The 25,852-nt window shown below is 35.2% G+C and carries 18 protein-coding genes; 13 read left to right on the top strand and 5 right to left on the bottom strand.

The annotated features are described in order from the left end of the window. The first annotated feature begins 1 nt into the window (after position 1). From BN2628_RS13985 to BN2628_RS13975, 3 genes are all read left to right on the top strand, one after another. Positions 2–2,953: a T9SS type A sorting domain-containing protein gene (locus BN2628_RS13985; RefSeq protein WP_044228415.1), complete on the top strand. Its 2,952-nt coding sequence runs from the start codon at positions 2–4 to the stop codon at positions 2,951–2,953. A 210-nt stretch (positions 2,954–3,163) separates the two neighbouring features. Then, on the top strand, positions 3,164–3,685 hold the full coding sequence (locus BN2628_RS13980) for a hypothetical protein (RefSeq protein ID WP_044228418.1): 522 nt from the start codon (positions 3,164–3,166) through the stop codon (positions 3,683–3,685). A 5-nt stretch (positions 3,686–3,690) separates the two neighbouring features. Continuing rightward, entirely contained in the window at positions 3,691–4,497 is an 807-nt protein-coding gene (locus BN2628_RS13975) for a hypothetical protein (RefSeq protein ID WP_044228421.1), read from the top strand. Between the two features lie 55 nt (positions 4,498–4,552). On the opposite strand, the gene BN2628_RS13970 is transcribed toward BN2628_RS13975, so the two are convergent. The 4 genes from BN2628_RS13970 to BN2628_RS13955 form a co-directional block, all read right to left on the bottom strand. Beyond that, a complete protein-coding gene (locus tag BN2628_RS13970; RefSeq protein ID WP_044228424.1) occupies positions 4,553–6,727 on the bottom strand; it encodes an alpha-galactosidase in 2,175 nt (724 codons plus the stop codon). Positions 6,728–6,772: 45 nt separating this feature from the next. Further along, positions 6,773–7,561, bottom strand: a complete 789-nt coding sequence (locus BN2628_RS13965; protein WP_257606494.1) for a GDSL-type esterase/lipase family protein — start codon at positions 7,559–7,561, stop codon at positions 6,773–6,775. Positions 7,562–7,734: 173 nt separating this feature from the next. Continuing rightward, positions 7,735–10,020 carry an alpha-L-rhamnosidase-related protein gene (locus BN2628_RS13960; protein WP_052431513.1) on the bottom strand — a complete coding sequence of 762 codons (2,286 nt, stop codon included), beginning with the start codon at positions 10,018–10,020 and terminating at the stop codon, positions 7,735–7,737. Positions 10,021–10,103: 83 nt separating this feature from the next. Next, positions 10,104–11,594, bottom strand: a complete 1,491-nt coding sequence (locus BN2628_RS13955) for a DUF3078 domain-containing protein (protein WP_082430179.1) — start codon at positions 11,592–11,594, stop codon at positions 10,104–10,106. A gap of 216 nt (positions 11,595–11,810) precedes the next feature. Between BN2628_RS13955 and BN2628_RS13950 the strand changes: the two genes are divergently transcribed. The 10 genes from BN2628_RS13950 (at position 11,811) to BN2628_RS13905 (ending at position 23,966) form a co-directional block, all read left to right on the top strand. After that, positions 11,811–13,421 carry a CTP synthase gene (locus BN2628_RS13950; protein ID WP_044228430.1) on the top strand — a complete coding sequence of 537 codons (1,611 nt, stop codon included), beginning with the start codon at positions 11,811–11,813 and terminating at the stop codon, positions 13,419–13,421. Positions 13,422–13,451: 30 nt separating this feature from the next. Further along, positions 13,452–15,368: a membrane protein insertase YidC gene (yidC, locus tag BN2628_RS13945; RefSeq protein ID WP_055097826.1), complete on the top strand. Its 1,917-nt coding sequence runs from the start codon at positions 13,452–13,454 to the stop codon at positions 15,366–15,368. Between the two features lie 73 nt (positions 15,369–15,441). Beyond that, the gene (locus tag BN2628_RS13940; RefSeq protein ID WP_055097823.1) at positions 15,442–16,302 is read left to right on the top strand and encodes a DUF5106 domain-containing protein; all 861 of its coding nucleotides are present in this window, start codon (positions 15,442–15,444) and stop codon (positions 16,300–16,302) included. 185 nt (positions 16,303–16,487) lie between these two features. Then, positions 16,488–17,309 (top strand): 3'(2'),5'-bisphosphate nucleotidase CysQ, encoded by an 822-nt coding sequence (gene cysQ, locus BN2628_RS13935; protein ID WP_055097820.1) that lies wholly within the window; start codon positions 16,488–16,490, stop codon positions 17,307–17,309. A 4-nt stretch (positions 17,310–17,313) separates the two neighbouring features. Beyond that, a complete protein-coding gene (locus tag BN2628_RS13930; RefSeq protein ID WP_055097819.1) occupies positions 17,314–18,870 on the top strand; it encodes an SLC13 family permease in 1,557 nt (518 codons plus the stop codon). Between the two features lie 8 nt (positions 18,871–18,878). Then, positions 18,879–19,487, top strand: a complete 609-nt coding sequence (gene cysC, locus BN2628_RS13925; protein ID WP_055097815.1) for an adenylyl-sulfate kinase — start codon at positions 18,879–18,881, stop codon at positions 19,485–19,487. 30 nt (positions 19,488–19,517) lie between these two features. Next, the gene (gene cysD / locus BN2628_RS13920) at positions 19,518–20,429 is read left to right on the top strand and encodes a sulfate adenylyltransferase subunit CysD (protein ID WP_021929668.1); all 912 of its coding nucleotides are present in this window, start codon (positions 19,518–19,520) and stop codon (positions 20,427–20,429) included. Positions 20,430–20,443: 14 nt separating this feature from the next. Then, positions 20,444–21,883: a sulfate adenylyltransferase subunit CysN gene (gene cysN / locus BN2628_RS13915; RefSeq protein ID WP_055097801.1), complete on the top strand. Its 1,440-nt coding sequence runs from the start codon at positions 20,444–20,446 to the stop codon at positions 21,881–21,883. A gap of 1 nt (position 21,884) precedes the next feature. After that, a complete protein-coding gene (locus BN2628_RS13910) occupies positions 21,885–22,991 on the top strand; it encodes a sulfotransferase family protein (RefSeq protein WP_055097799.1) in 1,107 nt (368 codons plus the stop codon). An 18-nt stretch (positions 22,992–23,009) separates the two neighbouring features. After that, positions 23,010–23,966, top strand: a complete 957-nt coding sequence (locus BN2628_RS13905) for a PCMD domain-containing protein (RefSeq protein ID WP_055097794.1) — start codon at positions 23,010–23,012, stop codon at positions 23,964–23,966. A gap of 68 nt (positions 23,967–24,034) precedes the next feature. Here the strand turns inward: BN2628_RS13905 and BN2628_RS13900 are convergent, their stop codons facing one another. After that, entirely contained in the window at positions 24,035–25,648 is a 1,614-nt protein-coding gene (locus BN2628_RS13900) for an ABC-F family ATP-binding cassette domain-containing protein (protein WP_021929672.1), read from the bottom strand. Positions 25,649–25,852 lie beyond the last annotated feature (204 nt).

Raw genomic sequence — 25,852 nt, 5'->3', positions numbered from 1 at the left:
CATGAAAAGAAAATATGTTTATTTTTTATTGGGCAACATACTTGGTATAAATTCTCTATATGCCCAATATCCGAATAATTGTTATTCAGGTGATCTAACAAATTATCAAACATCTTGGATAGCAAATGACGGAGGAACTCCATATACACATGTTCCTCACAGTATGGACGCCATTTTTGTTCGTGGAGATGGAATGGTTGCCAGTATTACCGGTTGGGACGAAGGAGGTACAAATGTCGGACTATGGAAAGACGGAAAAGTTTACAGTGTTCCTTATGAATCTGGAACTGGAAGTTGGGGACGAAACTCCGGAAAAGCTGTTGTACTTGACGACAAATATGTGTACCAACTAATGATTTTCAACGGAAATTCCGGAAATGACAACTTAAATGACAATGGGTTAAGACAATATCCTCCCAAAAATGAAGGAATAGAATGGCAATTAATTACTCGCTATTATGTCGAAACAGGGAATGCTGCTCCATTTAAGGAAGGCTATGGGCCATACGGGAATATGCTTATTGTTGCAAATCAGGAAGGAAGATACCTAAAAGGATTGGCTATCGCAGACAATAAACTAATTGTTGCCGTACCCGGTATCCCCGAATACAATATTCCAGATTCCATAAAAATTTATGATAAAAACGAAATGAGTACAAGTCACCCACTTGGAGGATTTAAAATATCAGAAGGTGGCGTAGGATACATAGCCGCAGATAAGCGAGGAATCGTTTGGATGTTACAAGAAGAAAACAATCAAATTGTCGGTATAGACTTAACAAATGGAGCTAAACGTTTTACCATCAACCTGCCCAGTGATGTTATTCCTAAATCTTTTTCTGTAGATACCCGTATAGGAGGACAAGAGCGAATTCTCGTCGCCAATAGTGGAAAAGATCTCAACGTGTTAATATATACAAATATATATTCAAAAAATCCAACTTTATCCGATACTTTTGGTGTCACAGGTGGAACCTTAGTAAAATCTCCCAAACCTGACGGAGGTGAATATCTCCAAGGAGAAATGGGTAACCTGCGTTTTCCCGGTCCTACAGGTGTAGGTATCGACGATAATGGTAATATATATGTTTCTAATATGTTTCCCGGCACCTCCACTTCAGTCTTATATTCTTACAACGAAAACACGAAAAAGTTAAACTGGAAACTGGAAGGGTTAGTATTTACCAGTACAGGAGATTTTGACCAAACTCAACATAATATCGTTTACGGAACGGATAAATTATATGAATTAGATTATTCAAAGCAAGGTAATCGAATGGATAAACTGATAGCTACAACTCATGACCCATTTACTTTTCCCTCTGATTTTCGGCAAGAAGAACCATCTCCTATAAAATGTGGTGTTTTCAAACGCAAAATTCAAGGAGAAGATTTCTTATTTGTAACTAATATGTACTCCAGTATATTAGGAGGATACCGTTTCGATAAAAAGACTCATGGTTACATTGCAATTCCCTGTATGGAACTCAGAGTAGACCAATTATGGGAAGATAAAAACGGTGATGGACAAAAAAATGACAATGAAATATCTCAATTTTCAAAAATAAATACATTTTCAATATTTCCAGATAAAAATGGTAATATTTGGATGACAGACCAAATAAGTACTCCTTCAAATATTCATTTCAAATATTTCAAACTGAAAGGTATAGACGATAATGGTGTTCTACAATACGAGTCACCTATCTCATATAAACTACCTGAATATATAATAGAGGTAACTCGGTTAATGTATGATGCGGAACGAGATGAAATGATTGTAGGATGTTATACTCAAGCGAATCCCAATCCTGCACCTTCCGTTTGGGGACAGGTCGGAACGACTGTATTAGTCTATAAAAACATAAAAGAAAAATTGGCAAATACCATCGCAAATCCAACTGAAAACTGGAAACATGATCAAGAATTAATCCTGCCTGCGAGTTCTAAATCAGGAACTGGTTCTGTCACCGACCCAGGAGTCGAGATCGGTACCAAATCAATTGCATTCGCCGGAGATTACTTTTTCATGTTCTTAGCTATGAACGGTAAAATAAATGTTTATAACAGAGAAACATGTGAATTTATTGGACAAATTACTCCAGGTACAGAAGTAGGAGAAAAAAGTGGTTGGACAGATTTTACTTATGCACTCAATGCTAGGAAAAACGACGATGGATCTTACGAGCTATTAGGTGAAGAAAATGGTTATGCTAAAATTATACATTATACGATCAAAGACTTTAACGCCAACATTAAAGTAGGAGGAGACTTAGCTCCAGAAAAAATTTGGGTTTTAGATGGAGCAAAAGGGAATATCGATGATATAAATATTCCAGAAAATCAACCTATTAGATTTAGAGTGAGAGTAAAAAATATAGAAAAAGGGATTGTATCTCCAACAAGACCATCAATCCCAGGTTGCTGTCTCGTTCAGTTTACTGTAACAGACTTAAAGACAGAGCAAATCGTATATGAAGCATTATCAAATGTACATGAAGAAAACATTTCCGGAGGTGAATATATCGATATGGATATAGATAATTCTGAGCCATTTTGGTTTTATACTCAAGGGACTTATCGTGTAGACGTAAATGTCAACTACGGTAAAAGAGGAAAAGAATGTACAGAAACAAACAATTACATGTCGTATACATTCGGTGGTGGGGATAATACCGGAGATATAAGCGGACCCACCGGCATATCTAAAACAGAGAAAAAAATAAGCCCTAAAATATTTCCAAATCCTGCAACAACAAAGTTTAAAGTTGTATTAGACGAAATAACAGAAAATCCATATATTTCTATTACTTCTATTGATGGGAAAAAGGTTTTTCAACAAAAAGTAAAAAACGGTTCACTAATTGATGTAACGACCTTTCCCCGAGGATGCTATATTCTAGAAATTATGACTTCAACAGAAAAACATTCTCAAAAAATCATTCTCAAATAATATTTACAACCTATAATTATATTATAAGTCAAACCGGGAATCAAAAATCAAGCTTGATTTTTGATTCCCGGTTTGACTTATATGGGTAACACACAACTTCATCAACAAACAGACAATATATAATAAACCAAGAAAACACAAAAACAGATTTATCTTTTTGTCTAAAAAACAATCTGTTTATATTTGCAAAAATATCATCTCTTTACTTTTATGAGAAAGCATTCATTTTTAATATTATCGGCTTTTATTCTTTTTTTAAATATAAGCTTTTCTTGTGGAGAATCGTTTAATGAAAAAGAGCCCGAAATTATAGATTTACAAAATATAGAAATCTATAATCTCAATAACGCCGGGGAAGAACCTGTCATCGTTGAAGATAATACTCCAATACCCCAAGAAGCATATGCCATACGTATAAAGCCCATCCCTCAACAAAAACTTTCAGAAAATGGATATTACCAATTATATGATAAAATAACTCGCATAGAAGTTATAGATATTTCCAACAATGTTGATATCTCTGAATATTTCCGTATTATACCCAACCAGTATAGTAGCGGAAATACAGAACTATCAAAGTATAATGTCTATATTTTTAATGGATTCCCTGCAGATATAGATATTGCATTATTAACTTTTCTTAAAACCGGCGAACAAAGATTTGCCATATCACTTATTCTCGAAAGTGGACGCAAATTATCCGCAGTAACCCCCATAACCACCTTATACTAAACATTATGCATATATATCATCATCCTAAATATACCGTTTGTTTACTCCTTATACTTTTCACCTCAAGAATTTATGCACAAGAAAATGCATCGAAACAACTTTCCCATCCTCGAGTCCTCCTCGATTTTAATGTCGGAAGCTGTATATACTTCTCCGATTTCAGTTCTGGAAATATTTCTGATTGTTTAATCGGTGACAAAAAATCTTCTTTATCAAGCCAATTACAGCTTACTTATTTTTTTAAAAAGGAATGGGGTATATTCGCAGGTTTGGGATTTACTTTCGGAAGTGGTTTCGATACAGAAAACTCAAATATGCTACAAACTGTATCTGCGCCATTCAAACAAAATTATTATATAACATCTAACTTGTACAATGAACGTGATAACATAGCTGAACCATACTTACAAGTCGGCTTCTGTTACCGTATCTCAAAAGGTAACTGGTTATTCTCTCCTCGCATTGCTGCTGGCATTACGACCATCAATATGTCACGCATTCTTCTTGATTTAAAAGGTATCGGTAACAACCAAATGGAAGAAGTTCAATATTTAATAAAACCAGGGACTTATACACCCTCAAGAGATATGGGCTATATAAGTCCAGGTATAGATATCAGCTACCGCATTGGCAAAATCTATTTGACTCTTGATATCAATTACCAACTGTTTCCAGGGAAATATCCTATATGGTATGGCCGTACTAACCGATACACCAATCAACTAATTGAAGAAAAAATGTTTTCGAACAATCATATTTCAGGTCGACTAATGGGTCAAATTGGTTTCGGAATACCTCTAAAATGGCAATAAAAGGCATCTGTACTTAAGTATAAATGCCTTTCATAAATTTTCTTCATATTCCCCTTTATTTTATCTCTTTCAAACGAATTATCATACTGGAATATTCTCTGTCCAGTGGTATATCAATGCCTTCTTCCATTAAATATTTACCACTTATTACATTCCCATGTTGCCGTAAATTAGTATTCACCTGATTTATTTCTTCCAATTTATACTTTTTCCCAGGATTCAGACCAGCCATGCGAAAACGGGGAATGGGTTGATTTCGAAAATGTTCAAGCTTGTACGCAAAGAATACGCTCTCACTTTTATCCGGAGTTACATACATCAAAGATGAAACACCTTTTTTATCATATGGAGAAATCAAACGGTACAGATCCCCTTGTTGTACAAGTGGGCGTATTTTTTTATATGTTGTAATTGCCTTTCGGGCAAACTCATATTCTTCTGGAGTCATATCTTTAGGTTGCATTTCCATCCCCAAACGAGCAGACATCGCAACATCAAATCTAAATTTTAATGGAGTAACCCTTCCAGTTTGATGATTGCGCCCTGCACTAACATGAGATGCCATTGTAGAAGCAGGGAAAAAATGGGATATCCCCCACTGCATATATATGCGCTGTAATGCATCGGTGTTATCACTCACCCAAAACTCGTCAAAATATGGGAGCAAACCATAATTTGCACGTCCTCCCCCACTTGCACAAGCCTGCATTACTAAATCGGGATATTTCTTTTGAATACGCTTCAAAACATTAATCAATCCTCTATGAAAATCTATATACAAATGTGATTGCTTATCCATAGGTAAATAATATGAACCATAATTGGCCAAAGTCATATTAGCATCCCACTTAATATAAGCAATATCCGGGTTTTCTGTCATTAAATTATCGACAACTCCAAAAACAAAATCTTGAACTTCTGGATTTGATAAATCAAGGACTAATTGTGCTCCTCCCCGACCTTTTTCTGGAATTCTGTTTTTCTGGCAAATAATCCAATCTGGATGTTTTTCATATAATTCACTGATATCATCAACCATTTCGGGTTCTATCCAAATACCAAATTTTATATGATTGTCCTGAGCAGATTTTACTAAACTGGTAATTCCATTAGGAAGCTTTTTCTTACACACAATCCAATCTCCTAAACTTGTTGAATCATTATCACGCGGATATTTCTCACCAAACCAGCCATCATCCATAACGAACAATTCTCCACCAAGGCCAGATATATCTTTCATCATTTGTTCCATCACCGGTTGATTGATACCAAAATAAACTCCTTCCCAACTGTTCAATAAAATATCTCGTAGCTGATTACCATGTGACACCTTATAATCTCGAGCCCAACGGTGGAAATTACGACTTACACCACCTTTTCCTTCCGTACTATATGTAAGGACCAGTTCCGGTGTTATAAATTCTTCTTTAGGCATAAGTATATAGTGAGATGCTTCTTCATTAATTCCTCCAAAAATACGTGTATTTCGATTATGATCTATATCAAATTTTAAAGCATAATTACCACTCCATGCCAGTGTTGCTCCTAATACAGTCCCGGTATTTTCCTCCGGAGATTTTCCGATGGACAACATGAATGATGGGTTGTCGGTCTGGGCATTTCTAACTCCGTCTTTATTCTTTATTACTTTCATTCCCGGTAATAGCAACTCTTCATCTAAATAAGATTCAGAAGCCCAGTTTCCATGCAGATGTGAAAGCCAATGTTCGCCTTGACGTATTGGAATATATCCAGATGCGAATTTATAAAGGATTACGGGTTTCTTTTCTTGATGAGAAATTTCCGTCCATGTTTCTATTACATCCACATCTTTGTACGCTTGATAACAAACTTTCACTTGAAACGGGTACACTGGATCATATAACACAAATTTCCAAGTGTTAGAAATTACATCGGAACTTTTTTCTACTCTGTCAAACAATAATTCCAATGACATATTCCCATCGTAATGGGTTACTTGTATAGCTGGTTCTGTAACACAATTTATACCAAACGCCGGATATACCGGCTCTCTCATTTCTGTTCCACTATTATAAACATCTTTTTCTGAATCAATATAGCTGCCATAATACTGGAAATACAACTTTTCACCCTTATTACCAGAAAGTAATAAAGACGTTTGTGGAGTAGAAATCAAATAATCTTCTGCTTTTACCGGTAAAGATAGAAACAAACTTATCGCTAATAATAAAAAAAAATAATGTTTCATGATGGTATTTTAATTTTTAGACTTATATCTTACTTTAGAACTATATCATTCTTTGCCGATAGCTCTTAATATGGCTTGTCCCCAATACTCAGCCAAACGAGACCCTCCCTTATCATTCGGATGCAAATAAAAAACTCCAGCATTTCCATCTTCAGCAACCATGTCTGTCCGATAATATTCTTTAAAATATTTATATGCTTCAGTATCTCCAGTTTTTACCTGTCCCGGAAATTTCTGCGCATACTCTCCAACTAATCGTCTTAATTCCGGTATATATTCCAACAATCGTTTTTGTCCAGCAACTAAATACATTGCTCCATTATAAGTATTAGGACTATACCAAAGCGGGTCATTTAAAACAATAATTGCTTTGGGATAAAGATCCAATAATTTATTTATTATTTTCCTCATATTTTCACGATATTGCCCAGCTTCGACCGGAGCCCCCTTAGTCCCGTTTATTGCACTATCATTCGTTCCCAGCATAATAGAGAACAATAAAACTCCCTTATTTTTAGCCAATTTGTCTGCCTCTATTTTCATCCAAGGAAACAGGCTGTTTGTTTCTGGAAGAAAATCTATTGTGGTACAACCACTCCGACCTGCATTGAAAAAAGAAATTTTTTCTACACCCAATTGAGTTTCAAGCCAGTTTACACATTTGACAGGAGGAGCCTGTTTTTCTGGATTTTCTAACAAGACACCTTGTGTAATACTATTTCCAATAAACATTATATTGAGTTTTTTCCCCTCATTATCACTCCATAATGTTAAACTAAAAAATGACAAACAAAGAATCAATGTCATACGCATAAAATAAAATCGTGCCTTCATTGTTATTAGCTTTTATCTTTTCAAATCATATATAGCAAATTTCCATTATTTTCTCTTTAACAGTGTAAATATAAATAATTCTTTACTTTTCCACCTTTCTTTTATAGATAAAATAAAAATCTTTCACAATATCTTATCAGACCCCTAATATGCTTAAAAATAACCGAAATAATTTACCGTACTTCAAATCGATATTTACCACCACAAACTTTATAAGACATTACATATCCTCCTGTAGTCCGTAACTGGATATCATTTGCTCCAATCCGATATTTTTTTCCTAAAGCTCTCACTTCCTGACCTATCTCAACAGGCAATTCGACATGTGCCGTTGTACCTTCTGGAACAACAATTTTCAGAACAAAAGTCTTTCCTTTTTTCTGAAAACTTGAACTTATTTTTCCCGAGATAGAAGGGACTTCAATAGAAGCAGAAGTAAAATGTACAGGATTAGGAGCAATCTTAAATTCTTTCCATCCTGCAGATAATGGAATAATGCCGCATAAATATTGGGCTATAACAATTAGTGGCCCCCCACTCCATGCATGATTTACCGTACCTCCGCCAAACCCTTTTAAACTAACATCCCAACCCTCAAATAAAGTAGTATAATTTTCATTATTTACCATCGGACCAAATCTTTTTTCTATCCGTCTCATTGCATACTCACCTTCTCCCATAATAAACAAAGCTTCCATAACGTATTTTTCCATATAAGGACTAGCATGGAAGTTTGCCTTAAGGAACTGAACTATTTTCTTATATTTAGATGAATCTGCTATTCCTGAAACTACGGCCAGAGCCTGCACTCTATCATCTGTTTTATCTTTATATTCAGGATGACGATATACTTCTCCATCCCAACAAGCATTATAGGCTACTTTAATTTTTTCCATAATTTGTTCATAACCTAGGGCATCCTGTTCCTTACCCAATAATTTAGCCATATTGGAAGCACCTTTTAATGCCAAATAATGCCAACCCGCTAAAATGAGGCGAATATCCTTGTTATCCCCCCAATCCCCCCAAGACCATCCACCAGAACGAAACCCTGTCAGACCGGTTTCATCTAAAGTCCACAAACCTAAATATTTTCTTACACCAGGATAAATATCACATATCGTCTGACGGTCACCCGTATTCATATAGTAATTCCAAAAACCATAAAAACCCACTGAAGCCAACATTTGCCCAGGCAATTCACTATCATAATTTCCTGCGGGTATCGGAGAAAACAAGCTACCATCTTTCTTTTGCCAAGCTATTAGTTCATGTATGCCTTTTTTCATTAACGCATGAACTGAACTCGAACACGTATAAAAAGATTCTCCCATCAAAATCACTTCATCACCCCACCATTGTGCACGTTCTCTTTCTGGACAATCAAAATATGTATCTCGCATGTTTACATACAAAGTTCTCAATGCTTTTGCCCAAAATTTATTATAAAACGTATCATCGCAAACAAAGCTTCTTGAAATTTCTGTATCATACCCCGTCTCCCTATACAAAAGCTGTTTCACCTCTAATGAATCCGGTAAAACAAAATAAACTTTATGTCCATTGAGCCACCCCAATGATTCATATTCTTGCTTCCCTTTTCTGCTAATATACTCTGCCCTTAAATTGATATCTCCCGCTGCATATGTATTATCTGTCCATATTTCAATTTTTGCCCCTCCATGTTTATCATTAATACTGAAATAAGGAGTCATTTGTGTATTATACGGCAAAACAGCAACAATTGTATCTCTTCCACTTCTCCCAGGAATACGCCTTACATCCTTAAACCTCTTCATCCCATAATCTTTCCATTGAGGTATCGGTCTTTCAAGTAATATATTCCATGGGGCATCACCCCATATACCCAACTCTTTTGCCGGTAAAAAATCACCTAAACCTATTTGCCATCCGGGGATATCTAATCTGGCATCGAAAAGAATATTTGACTCAGGCAATCTAAAATTTGGATAAGGGGCCGAAGCTGTACTGTAGGCTGGGTGTATCCTACACTTCCATGTATTATTGCTAATAATAGAAACATTGTTCCCCACGGCATTAAACAATAGTCCTGCCCTTCCACTACTTTTATGAGAAAAGCCGTCTTTCCCAAAATACCATAATAAAACTACTATCCGATTATTTCCTTTTTTTAAATAATGGGAAATGTCCACAACATCATAATACGTATCTTTAGGATTTGGTCCCCTTTTCAATCCTCCTTCAAAAACGACCAAATCACCATTAATCCATAGCCAATATTTACTATCAGCTGCTATTTGTGCAAATAATGTATCCGGTACGGATTTTAAATAAACCTCTTTTCTAAAGGCAATCCATGTATTTTGACTATCGACCCCTATTTCCGGTGACGTAATCCATCTAGCCGAAATTTGTCCGATTACTTCAACTGAAAAGAAAAAGGAAATCCAGAAAAAAAACAGTATATGCTTTCTCATGATATTATCGCTTATAAACTCGAAAACAAATCGTACCACACCTACCTCCGCCTAAAGACAGACAATAATAATACTATTTAAAATCAAAAACGATAATTGAATCCGAAGCTCAATAATTCTTTAAATTGCAAATATGTATCTTTATCTTTCTTAGGCTGCCTGTCATCATATCTCATATGCAAAAACAACCGAGTAGAAAAAAAACGATTCAAAATAAAATCAAAACTATTTTCAAAATCTATCTGAATACGATCATAATTGGTAAAATAGAAGAACCGAGAATTCCAAAGCATATTACGAATAAACTCCCACTTCACTGTCGTCTCAACAGAAGAACCATATTGACTAAGAGATTTTCCCTCTGTAATACTAAAACTGGCAGGATCTATACTTTTATCATCCAATACAAACCGGAGATTATACGAAAGTGGAGACAATATCGCAGACAATTCTAATTTACGTTTATCATTTTTGTATTGATACGACATACCAATACCTAAATTAAGCTCACCTGGAGAAAAGAATTCAGCTTGTTTATCATTTGAATTTGCTTTAAAACTATTTAGTAACTGAGTTTTAAAATACAAAGAAGCAGTATAATACCATCGGTTAAACGCTTTTACTCCAAATTTAGAATTAATCTGAAAAAGATCTTCACTCACCCTTATTGTATGTACTGTATCGTCAGGAGCACTACTCAAATTCAATTTCCATTGAATTGTATTCTCAAAAATTATTTTTTTGTAATCATCGTATTTCAAATTATAGACCTGATTACTTACCAAATTTAAATTACTTTCTCCTCCTTGATACCAATTTTCAGAGATATGCACCTGCGAAAACTGAATAGAACTCTGAAAACCCGAAATCCAATGTTTCAATTTTACTGTCCCCGTATTTATATTTCTGACCTTTTCTATCTTCGGAGATTCCAAGGTTATCAAATTTCGCAACGGATTCATTTTCAATTGTTCCACTTCAGGAATATCAGGTAGATTCTCATCATTATATTTTATCAAATCTGGGTGATTAACGATAAAATCCAATTGAGCCAGATTACCCAACGTTTCAAAATTCTCTGCAGATTTCAACCAATCTATACTATTTCCCAAAGATAATCCATAATCCATTTTCTTGCCTTTAACAAGATGTATAGTCGGAATCTTAACATCCTGATATTTAGAAAATATAATAGGCATAAATATTGGATTTATAGGTATTGTATCGGTATATATCATCAAGGAATCATAATCAACAACCATTTGTAATGCCCGTTCAACTTCAGGTGAAAATCTTGTAGTATCTGGTTCTATAAGACGCAATAGATAACTATTCAATATGCTATCATTTACCGGAGGAGTTACAGATTTCTTCAATTGCTTTTTCGTTTTACGAAGAGTATCTACACGCACAACAGTATCTTGTGGCTCAATTTTCTCTTGATAAATTAAAGAATCTACTACCACCCGCTGTATTTCAGGTATTGTGTCCGTTTGTGCAAAAGCCATAGAGAACCTGCACACAATAATAGAAATAAATAGGATAACTAAAAAAAAACACTTACTCTTCTTCATATTTTTTCACTCTGGTCATGCAAAGATAATTAAAAATAAATAACTTAATTCCCTTCAAAAGATATTACAAACAATATAATCAAATTTTTACAGGAAAATATACAAGTGTTAATTGATAATTAATCTAAGATGAATCTCCTAAAATTCTGAATATTTTTCATACTTTTGCAGTTTAAAAAATAATACACATATAATTAATGTATTAAATTATATATCATTGTGGATACAAAGTATATTTTTGTCACAGGCGGTGTGGTGTCATCTTTAGGAAAAGGTATTATTTCTGCATCACTGGCCAAATTGCTTCAAGCTAGAGGATATCATGTTACTATTCAAAAATTTGATCCTTACATCAATATTGACCCTGGCACACTTAACCCGTACGAACATGGTGAGTGTTACGTGACAGTCGACGGCCATGAAGCGGATCTTGATTTAGGTCACTACGAACGTTTTACTAATACACGTACAACCCGGGCTAACAATATTACTACCGGTCGTATCTATCAAAATGTAATTGATAAAGAACGTCGAGGAGATTATTTGGGAAAAACAGTTCAAATTATCCCACATATTACTGACGAAATAAAGAGAAATGTAAAATTATTAGGCAGTAAAAATGAATATGATTTTGTCATTACAGAGATAGGAGGAACTGTCGGTGACATAGAATCATTGCCATTTCTCGAAAGTGTACGTCAATTACGGTGGGAGCTGGGGAAAAACTGCCTTTGTATCCATCTAACTTATGTCCCATTTATTGCTGCAGCAAAAGAAGTAAAAACCAAACCAACTCAACACTCTGTCAAACAATTACAAGAAGTCGGAATACAACCCGATATACTGGTTCTACGCACAGAGCATGAGCTCAGTACCGACATCCGCCGAAAAGTGGCTTTATTTTGTAATGTAGAGCCTTCAGCTGTAATACAATCTATTGATGTACCGTCGATTTATGAAGTTCCGCTGAAGATGCAACAACAAAAATTGGATGAGATTGTATTGCAAAAAACAGGTATGCCTATAAAGTCAACGCCAGAACTAAAACCGTGGAAAGAATTCTTGGCACGCATGAAAAATGCAACAGAAAGTGTGCGCATTGGCCTTGTAGGTAAATATGTCGAGCTTCCAGATGCTTATAAGTCTATCAATGAGGCTCTTTTCCAAGCTGCAACATATAATGATCATAAACTCGATTTAAAACTGATACATTCAGAAAAAATAAACAAAGACAACGTTGAGGAAATGCTTGGATCAATGGATGGAATTATTATTGCTCCCGGATTCGGGCAAAGAGGCATAGAAGGTAAATTTATAGCTCTGAAATATGCCAGAGAACATGATGTCCCAACTTTTGGAATCTGTTTAGGGATGCAATGTATGGTTATAGAATTTGCCAGAGACGTATTAGGATATGCCGACGCCAACTCTACTGAAATGGAAGTAAGTACCAACCATAATGTTATCGACCTTATGGAAAGCCAAAAAAGCATTTCGAATATGGGGGGGACTATGCGACTGGGAGAATACGATTGTATCTTACAGGAAGGGTCAAAAGCTGCAAAAGCATACAATAGCACTCATATTAAAGAACGTCATCGTCATCGGTTCGAATTCAACAGTGATTACCGTGATGAATTTGAAAAAGCAGGAATGAAATGTGTCGGAGAAAATCCAGACACACATTTAGTCGAAGTCGTAGAAATACCCAATCTGAAATGGTTTGTCGGGGTACAATATCACCCAGAATATAATAGTACCGTACTAAAACCCAACCCGCTATTTGTTGACTTTGTCAAAGCTGCTATCGAAAACAAAAAGAAATAAAAACGGAATTAAAAGATTTAAACGAAAAATATGGATAAAAACACAATTATTGGTTTTATTCTCATTGGACTTTTGTTGTTTGGATACTCATGGATGAGCCGTCCAAGTCAAGAACAATTGGAACAGCAAAAAGCAATACAACGCTACAATGATTCTATCATGCAAGTCGAAAATGCCAAACTTTCGGCTGCACAAAATTCTCAATTTACAAAAAACTCACTATCAAATTCTAAGACTGACTCTTCGACATTGACAATAAATGAAGATTCATTACATCAACAACAACTTCAAGAAACATATGGTATTTTTTCCCGCTTTGCAGAAGGGCAAGAAAAAAAACTAAAACTGAAAAATGAATACATTACGCTTACTTTTGATAACAAAGGAGGTGTAATAAAAGAAGCTATTCTAAATAATTACAAAACATATGACTCTTTACCCCTGACTCTCTTCAATGGGGAAGAAAACAATTACGGTTTCATCTTCAAAGCTGGAGGGCGTATTGTAAAAACATCAGACCTTTATTTCGAACCTATAAAATCCGCCAATGGCAATTCAATAGCCATGCGTTTGAATTTTGGGAATAATCGATTCTTCGAGATAGCATATACTCTTGAACCCCAAAGTTATATGGTAAAAATGGATATTCATCAAAAAGGAATGGATAAAATATTACCTTTAAATACAACTAATTTAGATATGTATTGGGATCAAACCATGAGACGCCAAGAAAAAGGCCGCATGTTTGAAGAGAGAAACAGTGCTTTATATTATAAGTTTGTCGGCTCTGATGTAGATAATCTCAGTGAGTCAAAAGATGAACAGGAAAATATTAGTGTTGGAATAAAATGGTTCGGGTATAAAAACCAATTTTTTTCAACAGCAATCATTGCTGATAGTAAATTTAATGGTGGTCTAATAAAATCAAATATCGAACATTCCGATAAATATCTAAAACAATTCAGTACTGAAACAACTTTTGATTACAATCCTGCATCTGAGAAAGTTTCTGGATTCCGTATATTTATGGGGCCTAATTTATATCCTCTGCTTCATAGCTATGACAAGAAAGTCCCATCAAATGAACAACTTGATTTAGACAAATTGGTTCCACTTGGATATAAATTCTTCCGTTGGATAAATACATGGTTCATTATACCTATGTTCACCTTCTTTGGTAAATTTATTGATAATTATGGTATTATTATCCTTCTAATGACAATTGTCATCAAAATATTTTTGGCTCCATTAACATTTAAATCATACATGTCAACAGCTCGTATGCGCGTATTACGTCCTCAAATAGAAGAAATAAATGCTAAATACCCGGGGCAAGACAAAGCGATGGAACGTCAACGGGCAACAATGGATCTATATAGCAAAGCTGGAATCAATCCAATGAGTGGATGCCTCCCTATGTTATTACAAATGCCCATTTTATTAGCGATGTTTGCATTCTTCCCGTCATCCATTGAATTAAGGCAACAGTCTTTCCTTTGGGCCGACGACTTATCCTCATATGATGCGATATTCAGCTGGGATGCTTATATCCCCATCATTACTCCATATTTCGGCAATCACATAAGTCTATTCTGTTTATTAATGACTATAACGAACATTTTATATACCAAAATAAATATGGATAGTACAGCTGGGCAACAACAAATGCCTGGCATGAAAATGATGATGTATCTCATGCCTTTGATGTTCTTATTTATTTTCAATAATTATGCATCAGGATTGAGCTATTACTATTTTGTCTCTTTATTAATTACCATAATACAAACTTATGTATTTCGTAAGTGTATTAATGAAGAAAAGGTATTGGCCAAATTGAAAGAAAATCAGAAAAAACCACGCAAAAAATCAGGATTCATGGCCCGATTAGAAGAAGCTCAGCGGCAACAAGAAGCTGCATTACGACAACAACGAAAAAACCGTAGATAAAAAGAATTATATTTCCCATTGACGGGGCATCTCTTTTTAGAAATGCCCCGTTTATGCTAAAAATAAAAACAACATGAAGAAAAGTTTTCGTAATATGTCATTACTAAAAATAATAGGAATCGTAATATGCCTATTATATATCTTTCCTTCATACTCATATCACCACGGGAAATACTGGAATAATATAAAACTCGAAGGAAATCGTGCCGAACGTCATGAAAAAGCAGAGAACATATTCCTTGACTTTGCTAAGATGCTACAACAATTGCCTCTTGACTCAGGAAAAATACAAATACAACTAATGTTTAATGACTGGAACCGTAACAACAAGCACGATATAGACTTGCTAAGTAGTTTGTGTGAAGATATTTTAGGAGACCCGGATTCGCCTTTTTACAACGACGAACTTTATATCACATCATTAGAAGAAACATTAAAATCCGAAGCATTAAACGATGATGAAAAAATACGTCCCCAAATCTTACTCGAAACTGCATTAAAAAACCGGGTAGGAAGTCCAGCTCAAGATTTTCCCATTTACAAACGAAATGGAGAAAGAATATCTTTATATTCAATAGAAAGCCCCTATCTTATTCTTTTTTTTAACGATCCAGACTGCAATAGTTGTGAAAAAGCCAAAACAATATTGTCAGCAGATACAACACTAAGCTCTATGCTTAGCCAAAAGATGGTAGTAATTTTAGGAGTATATCCTTTTGGAGATATGGAATTATGGAAATCCCAAAAACTATATTTTCCTGAATCATGGATCGATGGATGTGATGAAAAACAATTGATAATGGAGAACTCATGGTATGACTTACGGACATCTCCGACATTATTTCTTTTGGATAAAAATAAGAAAGTAATTATAAAAAACGGTAAACCTGAAAATATCATCTCATATCTAAAAAACATATACCAAAAAATTTAAATTTAGAAAACTTTGCAATTTTAGATATTTATAAAGGCAATATTTGAAGTGCTAATAAATTTAAAATTTCGTATATAAAGATAATTTATTCTGTTTTTTATTACTAAAAATAAAGAATTAAGGATGATATGTATATGAAATAAACGCATTTATAATTATGTTTGTAATCTTAGAAAACCAAGCAGATGGAAGAAGCCTATTTAGAGATAGCTATCATTGCAGCCCTAAAAGCAGGGAATGATATTTTAAAGATATACAATGATCCTCAGTCAGATTTCGAAATCGAACGAAAAGCAGATAACTCTCCTTTAACGATTGCCGATAAGACTGCACACAAAACGATTATATCTTATCTGAGTCAAACTCCATTCCCGATATTGAGCGAAGAAGGACAAAATATCCCCTATCAAGAACGAAAAAACTGGGAAACTTTATGGATTGTAGATCCTCTTGACGGTACAAAAGAATTCATCAAACGTAATGGAGAATTTACTGTCAACATTGCACTAATCAACAACGGAACCCCAATATTAGGAGTTATATATATTCCCGTAAAAAAAAGTCTCTATTTCTCAACAGAGACAATCGGATCCTATAAAATTACAGGCATCGAATACAAAGAAAATTTTGACTGGCCCTCTATCCGTGCCCAAGGGGAAAAACTTCCTTTTTCAAATAAACACAAAAATACAATTATTGTAGCATCTCGATCTCATCTAAGTACCGAAACAGAGTCATTTATTGAGAATATTAAAAAGCAAAACAAAAATATAGAAATAATATCTAGTGGAAGTTCTATAAAAATATGTCTGGTAGCAGAAGGAACAGCTGATATATATCCGCGTTTTGCCCCAACAATGGAATGGGATACCGCTGCAGGACACGCAATTGCCAAAGGTGCTGGAAAAGAAATATATCAAGCAGGAGAAAATGATCCTCTAATATATAACAAGGAAAACTTGTTGAATCCATGGTTTATCGTCGAACAAAATAGAATTAAAATATAATATTATGACATTTGAAATAATATTCACCTTAATATTAATTGCAGGAATGATTACCGCATTAATTTATGATTTAATGCGGCCAGGAATGGTATTATTTTCAGTTGTCGTTCTGTTTCTTTGTGCAGGGATATTATCTCCTAAAGAACTTCTCGAAGGTTTCAGCAATAAAGGGATGATTACCGTTGCAATGCTATTCCTTGTTAGCGAAGGGATAAGACAGACTGGGGCGATAAGTCAATTAATAAAAAAACTATTGCCTGAGAAAAAAACAACTGTAACAAAAAGTCAATTACGAATGTTACCAGCAATAGCAGGTATCTCTGCATTTCTGAATAATACACCCGTTGTTGTTATATTCGCCCCAATCATAAAAAGATGGGCTAACAAAGTAAATCTGCCAGCTACACGTTTCCTTATTCCCCTATCTTATGCTACCATATTAGGAGGTGTATGCACTTTAATCGGAACATCTACCAATTTGGTTGTTCATGGTATGATTCTCGAAACCGGCCGTCCAGGGTTTTCCATGTTTGAATTAGGTAAAGTCGGCATATTTATAGCTATAGCAGGAATTACATATATCCTATGTTTCTCAAATAAACTACTACCTGCAAAACGCCCTGATGTTGTAAATGAGGAAGAAGAAGAGACTCCTGCAGAAGAACTACATCGAGTAGAAGCAGTTATTGGTCCCCGATTTCCCGGTATAAAGAAAACGGTAAAAGAATTTGGATTTGAACGACACTACGGAGCTACAGTTAAAGAAATAAAGCGAAGCGGTCAGAGTATCTCTAAAAACTTAGACAATGAGATTTTTAGGGAAGGTGATACACTCGTTTTGATGGCAAACGAGAACTTTATTCCCACCTGGGGAGAATCATCAGTCTTCCTCATGTTAGCAAATGGAAAGGAGCACGAAGAAGACGAAAAACAACGAAAGAAGCGCTGGTTAGCTCTCACTCTTTTAATTATAATGATTATAGGAGCGACCATCGGAGAACTCCCAAGTATGAAAAATATAATTCCCGGAGTTCAACTCGATATGTTTTTCTTTGTATCCATTACTACTATTATCATGGCGTGGACCAAACTTTTTCCACCCAAAAAATATACCAAATATATATCTTGGGATATATTAATTACAATAGCTTGTGCTTTTGCAATTAGCAAAGCTATGGAGAATTCCGGATTTGCAGATTTACTGGCATCTAAAATTATCTCTATGGCTGACAGCCTTGGGCCTCACGCTCTATTAGCTATTATATTTATTATCACAAATTTATTCACTGAGGTAATCACTAATAATGCAGCGGCAGCATTAGCATTTCCGATAGCATTGTCTGTAGCAACACAGTTAAATGTCAATCCTACACCTTTCTTCGTCGTGATTTGTATGGCAGCATCAGCAAGTTTCTCTACACCGATAGGTTACCAAACAAACTTAATTGTACAAGGTATCGGCAATTATAAATTTACAGATTTTGTCAGATTCGGATTACCCCTTAATTTTATAACATTTATATTATCAGTATTCTTAGTTCCCCTATTCTGGGAATTTTAAAAAAAGATATGGAAACGAAAAATAATATATATCCGATTTTCAATCGAATGTTACAACGCTCAGATAAAGAGAAGTTGCTTAAACAACGAAGTGTTATGATATGGTTTACTGGACTATCAGGTTCGGGCAAAAGTACTATCGCCATTGCTCTTGAACGCGAATTACACAAAAGAGGATTATTATGCCGTATCCTTGACGGAGATAATATCCGTTCAGGTATAAATAACAATTTAGGATTTTCGCCAGAAGACAGAATCGAAAATATTAGACGTATTGCAGAGGTAAGCAAATTATTCGTAGATAGCGGAATTATAACAATAGCTGCATTTATCAGTCCAAGTAATAGTATCAGAAAAATGGCCGCCGATATTATAGGCAAAGACGATTTTTTAGAAATATTTGTAAATACACCTCTTGCCATTTGTGAACAACGAGATGTCAAAGGCCTATATGCTAAAGCCCGGAAAGGAGAGATAAAAAATTTCACTGGAATATCTGCCCCATTCGAAGCACCAGAATGCCCAGCTTTAACACTAGATACTTCTGTCTTATCTATTGAAGAATCTATAAAACTACTTTTAGAGCTTATATTGCCTAAAATAAAATTAAATGAATAAATAAGATAATAATTAAAAATATATATAAGAATGGCAGAAAATTATAAATTAAGCCACCTACAGGAACTGGAAGCGGAATCGATACACATTATACGTGAAGTTGCCGCTGAATTTGAAAATCCTGTTATGCTTTATTCTATCGGAAAAGATTCGTCCGTTATGGTGCGCTTAGCCGAAAAAGCATTTGCTCCAGGAAAAGTACCGTTTCCTTTAATGCATATCGACAGTAAATGGAAATTCAAAGAAATGATTCAATTTAGAGATGAATATGCAAAAAAATACGGTTGGAATCTTATCGTAGAATCAAATATGGAAGCTTTCAAAGCTGGAGTAGGCCCATTTACACACGGCAGTAAAGTTCACACTGATTTGATGAAAACCCAAGCACTATTACACGCATTAGACAAATACAAGTTCGATGCAGCATTTGGCGGTGCTCGCCGAGACGAAGAAAAAAGCCGTGCCAAAGAACGTATATATTCTTTTCGAGATAAATTCCATCAATGGGATCCTAAAAATCAACGCCCCGAATTATGGGATATATACAATGGACGTGTTCACAAAGGAGAAAGTATACGTGTATTCCCCTTATCAAACTGGACAGAACTCGATATCTGGCAATATATCCGCCTCGAAAATATTCCTATTGTTCCTCTCTACTTTGCTAAAGAAAGGCCTATTGTAAATATCGACGGAAATCTAATAATGGTTGATGATGACCGAATGCCTGAAGAATATCGTAAAAAAGCAAAAAATATGATGGTACGTTTTCGCACCCTAGGCTGTTATCCACTAACCGGGGCTATAGAAAGTACTGCTGATACAATTGAGAAAATTGTAGAAGAAATGATGACAACTACAAAATCTGAACGAACTACCCGTGTAATTGATTTTGATCAAGAAGCCAGTATGGAACAGAAAAAACGGGAAGGTTACTTTTAATATATTGAACGACTATGGCAGACAAACTTAATATAAAAGAATTCCTCGATAAAGATGAACAGAAAGATTTACTTCGGTTTCTTACTGCAGGTTCTGTTGACGATGGTAAATCTACTCTTATCGGGCGCTTATTATTTGACAGCAAAAAAATATATGAAGACCAGCTCGACGCTCTTGAACGAGATAGTAAACGAATGGGAAATGCCGGAGAGCATATAGATTATGCTCTTTTGCTTGACGGCTTAAAAGCAGAGCGAGAACAAGGAATTACTATTGATGTAGCCTATCGGTACTTTTCTACTAATAACAGAAAATTTATCATTGCTGATACTCCGGGACACGAACAATACACACGAAATATGATTACCGGAGGTTCGACCGCAAACTTGGCAATTATATTGGTTGACGCGCGTACAGGCGTCATCACACAGACTCGCCGTCATACTTATCTGGTATCTTTACTCGGTATCAAACATGTCGTTTTAGCTGTCAATAAAATGGACTTAATACATTTCGATGAAAAACGATTCAATGATATTGTTACTGAATATAAGAATTTTATTACACCTTTAGGAATAAGTGACGTCACTTGTATCCCCCTATCTGCCCTCGATGGAGACAATGTTGTAGAAAAATCGGACAGAACACCATGGTATACAGGTCAGGCATTACTCGATTATTTAGAAACCGTCCCCATTGATCAAGATCGCAATTTCTCAGATTTTAGATATCCTGTTCAGTACGTTCTCCGCCCAAATCTTGACTTTCGAGGATTTAGTGGAAAAATAGCTTCTGGAATTGTTAGAAAAGGTGATGAAATTATAGCCCTTCCTTCAGGGAAAAAATCTCGTATTAAAAGCATTGTTACTTATGATGGAGAATTAGAATATGCTTTCCCTCCTCAATGCATCACAATCACCCTCGAAGATGAAATAGATGTTTCTCGAGGAGAAATGTTGGTACATCCCGACAATCTACCGATGATAGATCGAAATTTCGAGGCTATGCTAGTCTGGATGGACGAGGAAGATATGGATACTAACAAACAATTCTTCATCAAACAAACCACAAACGTAACACGTGCTCGAATCGACAAAATCAAATACAAGGTAAATATCAACACAATGGAACAATCTCCTTCTGAAAAACTTGTATTAAATGAAATAGGAAAAGTTGTTATTACTACAGGCAAAGAGATATTCTTTGACTCATACGAGAAAAATAAACATACTGGTGCATTTATCCTGATTGACCCGATTACCAACAACACAAGTGCTGTAGGTATGATTATTAATCGGGTCGATGCCAAAGATATGAGTATTGAAGAAAGTTTTGCAACATTAGACCTCCCGCAATTGGGTATAGGGCAAGAACACTACAATGCGATAATCAAAATTTGTAAAGAATTGGAAAGACAAGGAATTCCAGTAAAATGTATCACTGAAAAGAAATAAAATGGGACTACTTCAATTTGATAAACTACCCATTAATACTTTAGTGGGGGCTGACTGGAAAACGTTCAAGGCTATCACCGAGGGGCGAACAATAGACAAAAATTTTCAGCAAAAATTCCGATTGACAAAAGCTGTATGCCGGTTATTGAGTTCACTTACTCCGTTAGAAGAAAAAAAGTATAAAAAGATATTAGCAGACAAATCACTCGAAATGGATCCCGTCTTCATTCTGGGTCATTGGAGAAGTGGTACAACCTTTGTTCACAATGTATTTTCTTGCGATAAACATTTTGGTTATAACACGACTTATCAAACTGTTTTTCCACATCTGATGCTTTGGGGACAAAGTTTTTTCAAGAAGAATATGGCTTTCCTCATGCCAGACAAACGACCTACAGATAATATGGAGTTAAAAGTAGACCTTCCTCAAGAAGAAGAGTTTGCCTTGGCCAATATGATGCCATATACCTTTTACAATTTTTGGTTTCTGCCTAAACATACAATGGAGTATTGCGACAAATATTTATTGTTCAATAATATTACCGAAGAAGAAAAAAAAGTATTTAAAGAAACATTTCTAAAACTAATAAAAATATCACTATATAATACTCACGGACAACAGTTTTTAAGCAAAAATCCACCTCATACTGGACGTGTAAAAACTTTAGTGGAAATGTTTCCAAATGCAAAATTCATCTATTTAAAAAGAAATCCTTATACAGTATTCGAAAGTACCCGAAGCTTTTTCACAAATACGATACAACCACTACGATTACAAGATATAACCAATCAGCAAATAGAAGACAATTTAATCGAAGTATATCGCAAGCTTTTCTATAAATTTGAAGAAGAAAAACATCTCATACCTTCGAACAATTTAATTGAAGTAAAATTCGAAGATTTTGAATCCAATGCCTACGATATGACACAAGAAATATATAGGCACCTTAGTCTTCCTGGATTTGAAGAATCAAAAGTCGATATAGAAAAATATCTCAGCAAGAAAAAGGGGTATAAAAAGAACCAGTATAAATATGATGAGCGTACTATCAAAATTGTAGAAAAAAACTGGGGATTTGCTCTTGATCAATGGGGATATAGTTTGTAATTTGTAATTTGTAAAAAAATGGATCTTACTAAAAAGAGTTTATTGACTTGCGCCCTTATAGGCAGCTGTATTTCATTATCCTCTGCTCAAAAAAATGTACCTATAGCGTACGGAAACATGGATCAATGGGTTACCCGCCATATTCACGAATCAGGCATAATAGGTGGTAATACAAAATTACTATATGAATTAGGACCAACTGCTACAATAGATGGCAACACTCCTTATCATAACAGAGGCGGTTCTCCTTGGGCCAATTCAAATGTTATGGCAAAAGTAGCAGGAATCGTCAAAACGAATACTTCTGTTTTCCCTGAAAAAAGAGGGAATGGATACTGTGCACGTCTTGAGACTCGTATGGAATCGGTCAAAGTAATGGGAATTGTAGATATTACTGTCTTAGCCGCAGGCTCTGTATTTCTCGGTTCCGTATTAGAGCCTATCAAAAGTCCTAAAAATCCACAAAGCCTCCTCAATTCGGGAGTTGCTTTTACTCAAAAGCCCAAAGCTATCGAGTTCGATTATAAAGTAAAAATGGCTCCGGAAAAATATCGTGTCAAAGCTACCGGTTTCGGGAGGACTTCTAAAGTAGATGGTATGGATATGTCTGGCGTAATATTGCTATTACAAAAACGGTGGGAAGACAAAGACGGAAACATATATGCTAAACGAGTAGGAACAATGGTCACTTATTACACCAAAGATACAGATTGGATAAATAACGCTCAATATGAAATCTTATATGGAGATATAACAAAACATCCCCAATATAAAGACTATATGCGTATACAAGTAGAAGAGCGATATGCATTAAATAGCAAAGGTAAAAACGTTCCCATAAAAGAAGTCGGCTGGGCCGAAGCGGACGAAATACCAACCCATATGGTATTACAATTTACATCCAGCCATGGTGGGGCTTATATTGGAGCTCCCGGAAATATTTTATGGATAGATAATGTAAGCTTAATTTATTAAATTAATTGGATATAAATACAGGAATGGGGCTTTTATGCCCCATTCCTGTATTTATATCCAATTAAATCTTAACTATACAGCCGTGTACGTAATACAGCCACTTTTTCATCAGTAATATAATCATCATAATCCATCATTTTGTCAATAATGCCTTTTGGTGTAAGCTCTATCACACGATTGCATACAGTCTCTATAAACTCGTGGTCATGCGAAGATAACAAAATATTACCCTTAAATGTCCGCAACGTATTATTAAATGCTTGTATCGATTCTAAATCCAAATGATTGGTCGGTGAGTCAAGCACCATTGTATTAGCATTTTTCATCATCATCCGGGCAATCATACACCTCATCTTTTCACCCCCAGAAAGGACAGAAGCACTTTTTAATATTTCCTCACCAGAAAACAACATTTTTCCCAGAAAACCTTTCAAATATATTTCACTTGTATCCTCTGAAAATTGAGCCAACCAATCTACCAAATTCATATCCGTATTAAAAAATGAAGAATTGTCCAACGGCAAATAAGCAGTAGTAATAGTCTGTCCCCACTCATACGTACCATCATCAGCTTTAAGTTCTCCATTAATTATATCAAACAATGCTGTCATAGCCCGAGGATCACGAGAAATAAAAACAATTTTATCATCCTTCTCAACCGTGAAATTTACATCTTTGAATAGTAAAGTCCCTTCAATTGATTTTTCTAACCCTTTTACTTCTAATATTTTATTTCCCGGCTCACGATCTGGAGTAAAAATAATTCCCGGATAACGACGCGATGATGGTTTTATCTCCTCTACATTTAATTTTTCCAACATTTTTTTACGACTGGTTGTCTGTTTAGACTTTGCAACATTCGCACTAAAACGCTGGATAAATTCCATCAATTCTTTCTTCTTTTCTTCAGCTTTTTTGTTCTGCTGTTGTTGCTGGCGTAATGCCAACTGGCTCGATTCATACCAGAAACTATAATTTCCAGCGAATAATTCGACTTTGCCATAATCTATATCTACAGTATGGGTACACACCGAGTCAAGAAAATGCCGGTCATGAGAAACAACCAATACTGTATTTTCAAAATTAGACAAATAATTCTCCAGCCACATTACTGTCTCAAGGTCAAGGTCATTGGTTGGCTCATCGAGTAACAAATTATCTGGTTGTCCAAATAAAGCTTTAGCCAATAAAACACGGACTTTTTGTTTCCCACTGAGATCTTTCATCAACATATAATGTAAATCTTCTTTGATGCCTAGTCCACTCAACAGATTTGCCGCATCACTTTCGGCATTCCAGCCCTCAAGTTCCGCAAATTTTTCTTCCAACTCAGATACACGAATACCATCAGCATCACTAAAATCGGCTTTATTATACAATGCGTCTTTTTCCTTCATGATATCCCACAAAACTGTATGTCCCATCAATACTGTATCAATAACTGTAAAATCATCAAACGCAAAATGGTCCTGGCTCAAAACAGACAATCTTTCCCCTGCTCCCAAAGATATCGTTCCATGTGTAGGATCCATCTGTCCACTCAGAGCTTTAAGCAACGTCGATTTCCCGGCTCCATTAGCCCCTATTATTCCATAACAATTACCTGGTGTAAATTTCAAATTTACATCCTGAAAAAGTATTCGTTTACCAAACTGTATGGCTAAATTATTTACTGTAATCATATTTCCATTCTTAAATTCGAGCACAAAGGTAGTCATTTTTATGATAGAAAGAAACGATGTATAATACGCATCGATGTACTCATTATAATAGTCTGAATACCAATAATTAAAACCATTTGATAAAAACATTCGACCTAATGCGACAAAAGACAAAACTATATAATGTTAAAAAAACCAAACTCTCATTTCCCCTTATATAAGTAA

Source organism: Gabonia massiliensis (assembly GCF_001403595.1).
GTDB lineage: Bacteria > Bacteroidota > Bacteroidia > Bacteroidales > Coprobacteraceae > Coprobacter > Coprobacter secundus.
The sequence above is the reverse complement of the archived record's forward strand: the minus strand, read 5'-3'. Positions and strand labels throughout refer to the sequence as shown.

Bases quoted from the DNA above. Each gene is read 5' to 3' on its own strand.
- BN2628_RS13955 (WP_082430179.1), bottom strand. From the start codon at position 11,594: ATGAAGAAGAGTAAGTGTTTTTTTTTAGTTATCCTATTTATTTCTATT.
- BN2628_RS13900 (WP_021929672.1), bottom strand. From the start codon at position 25,648: ATGATTACAGTAAATAATTTAGCCATACAGTTTGGTAAACGAATACTT.
- BN2628_RS13980 (WP_044228418.1), top strand. From the start codon at position 3,164: ATGAGAAAGCATTCATTTTTAATATTATCGGCTTTTATTCTTTTTTTA.
- BN2628_RS13910 (WP_055097799.1), top strand. From the start codon at position 21,885: ATGGGACTACTTCAATTTGATAAACTACCCATTAATACTTTAGTGGGG.
- BN2628_RS13940 (WP_055097823.1), top strand. From the start codon at position 15,442: ATGAAGAAAAGTTTTCGTAATATGTCATTACTAAAAATAATAGGAATC.
- yidC (WP_055097826.1), top strand. From the start codon at position 13,452: ATGGATAAAAACACAATTATTGGTTTTATTCTCATTGGACTTTTGTTG.
- cysD (WP_021929668.1), top strand. From the start codon at position 19,518: ATGGCAGAAAATTATAAATTAAGCCACCTACAGGAACTGGAAGCGGAA.
- BN2628_RS13970 (WP_044228424.1), bottom strand. From the start codon at position 6,727: ATGAAACATTATTTTTTTTTATTATTAGCGATAAGTTTGTTTCTATCT.
- BN2628_RS13960 (WP_052431513.1), bottom strand. From the start codon at position 10,020: ATGAGAAAGCATATACTGTTTTTTTTCTGGATTTCCTTTTTCTTTTCA.
- cysC (WP_055097815.1), top strand. From the start codon at position 18,879: ATGGAAACGAAAAATAATATATATCCGATTTTCAATCGAATGTTACAA.
- BN2628_RS13905 (WP_055097794.1), top strand. From the start codon at position 23,010: ATGGATCTTACTAAAAAGAGTTTATTGACTTGCGCCCTTATAGGCAGC.
- BN2628_RS13965 (WP_257606494.1), bottom strand. From the start codon at position 7,561: ATGAAGGCACGATTTTATTTTATGCGTATGACATTGATTCTTTGTTTG.
- BN2628_RS13975 (WP_044228421.1), top strand. From the start codon at position 3,691: ATGCATATATATCATCATCCTAAATATACCGTTTGTTTACTCCTTATA.
- BN2628_RS13985 (WP_044228415.1), top strand. From the start codon at position 2: ATGAAAAGAAAATATGTTTATTTTTTATTGGGCAACATACTTGGTATA.
- BN2628_RS13930 (WP_055097819.1), top strand. From the start codon at position 17,314: ATGACATTTGAAATAATATTCACCTTAATATTAATTGCAGGAATGATT.
- cysQ (WP_055097820.1), top strand. From the start codon at position 16,488: ATGGAAGAAGCCTATTTAGAGATAGCTATCATTGCAGCCCTAAAAGCA.
- cysN (WP_055097801.1), top strand. From the start codon at position 20,444: ATGGCAGACAAACTTAATATAAAAGAATTCCTCGATAAAGATGAACAG.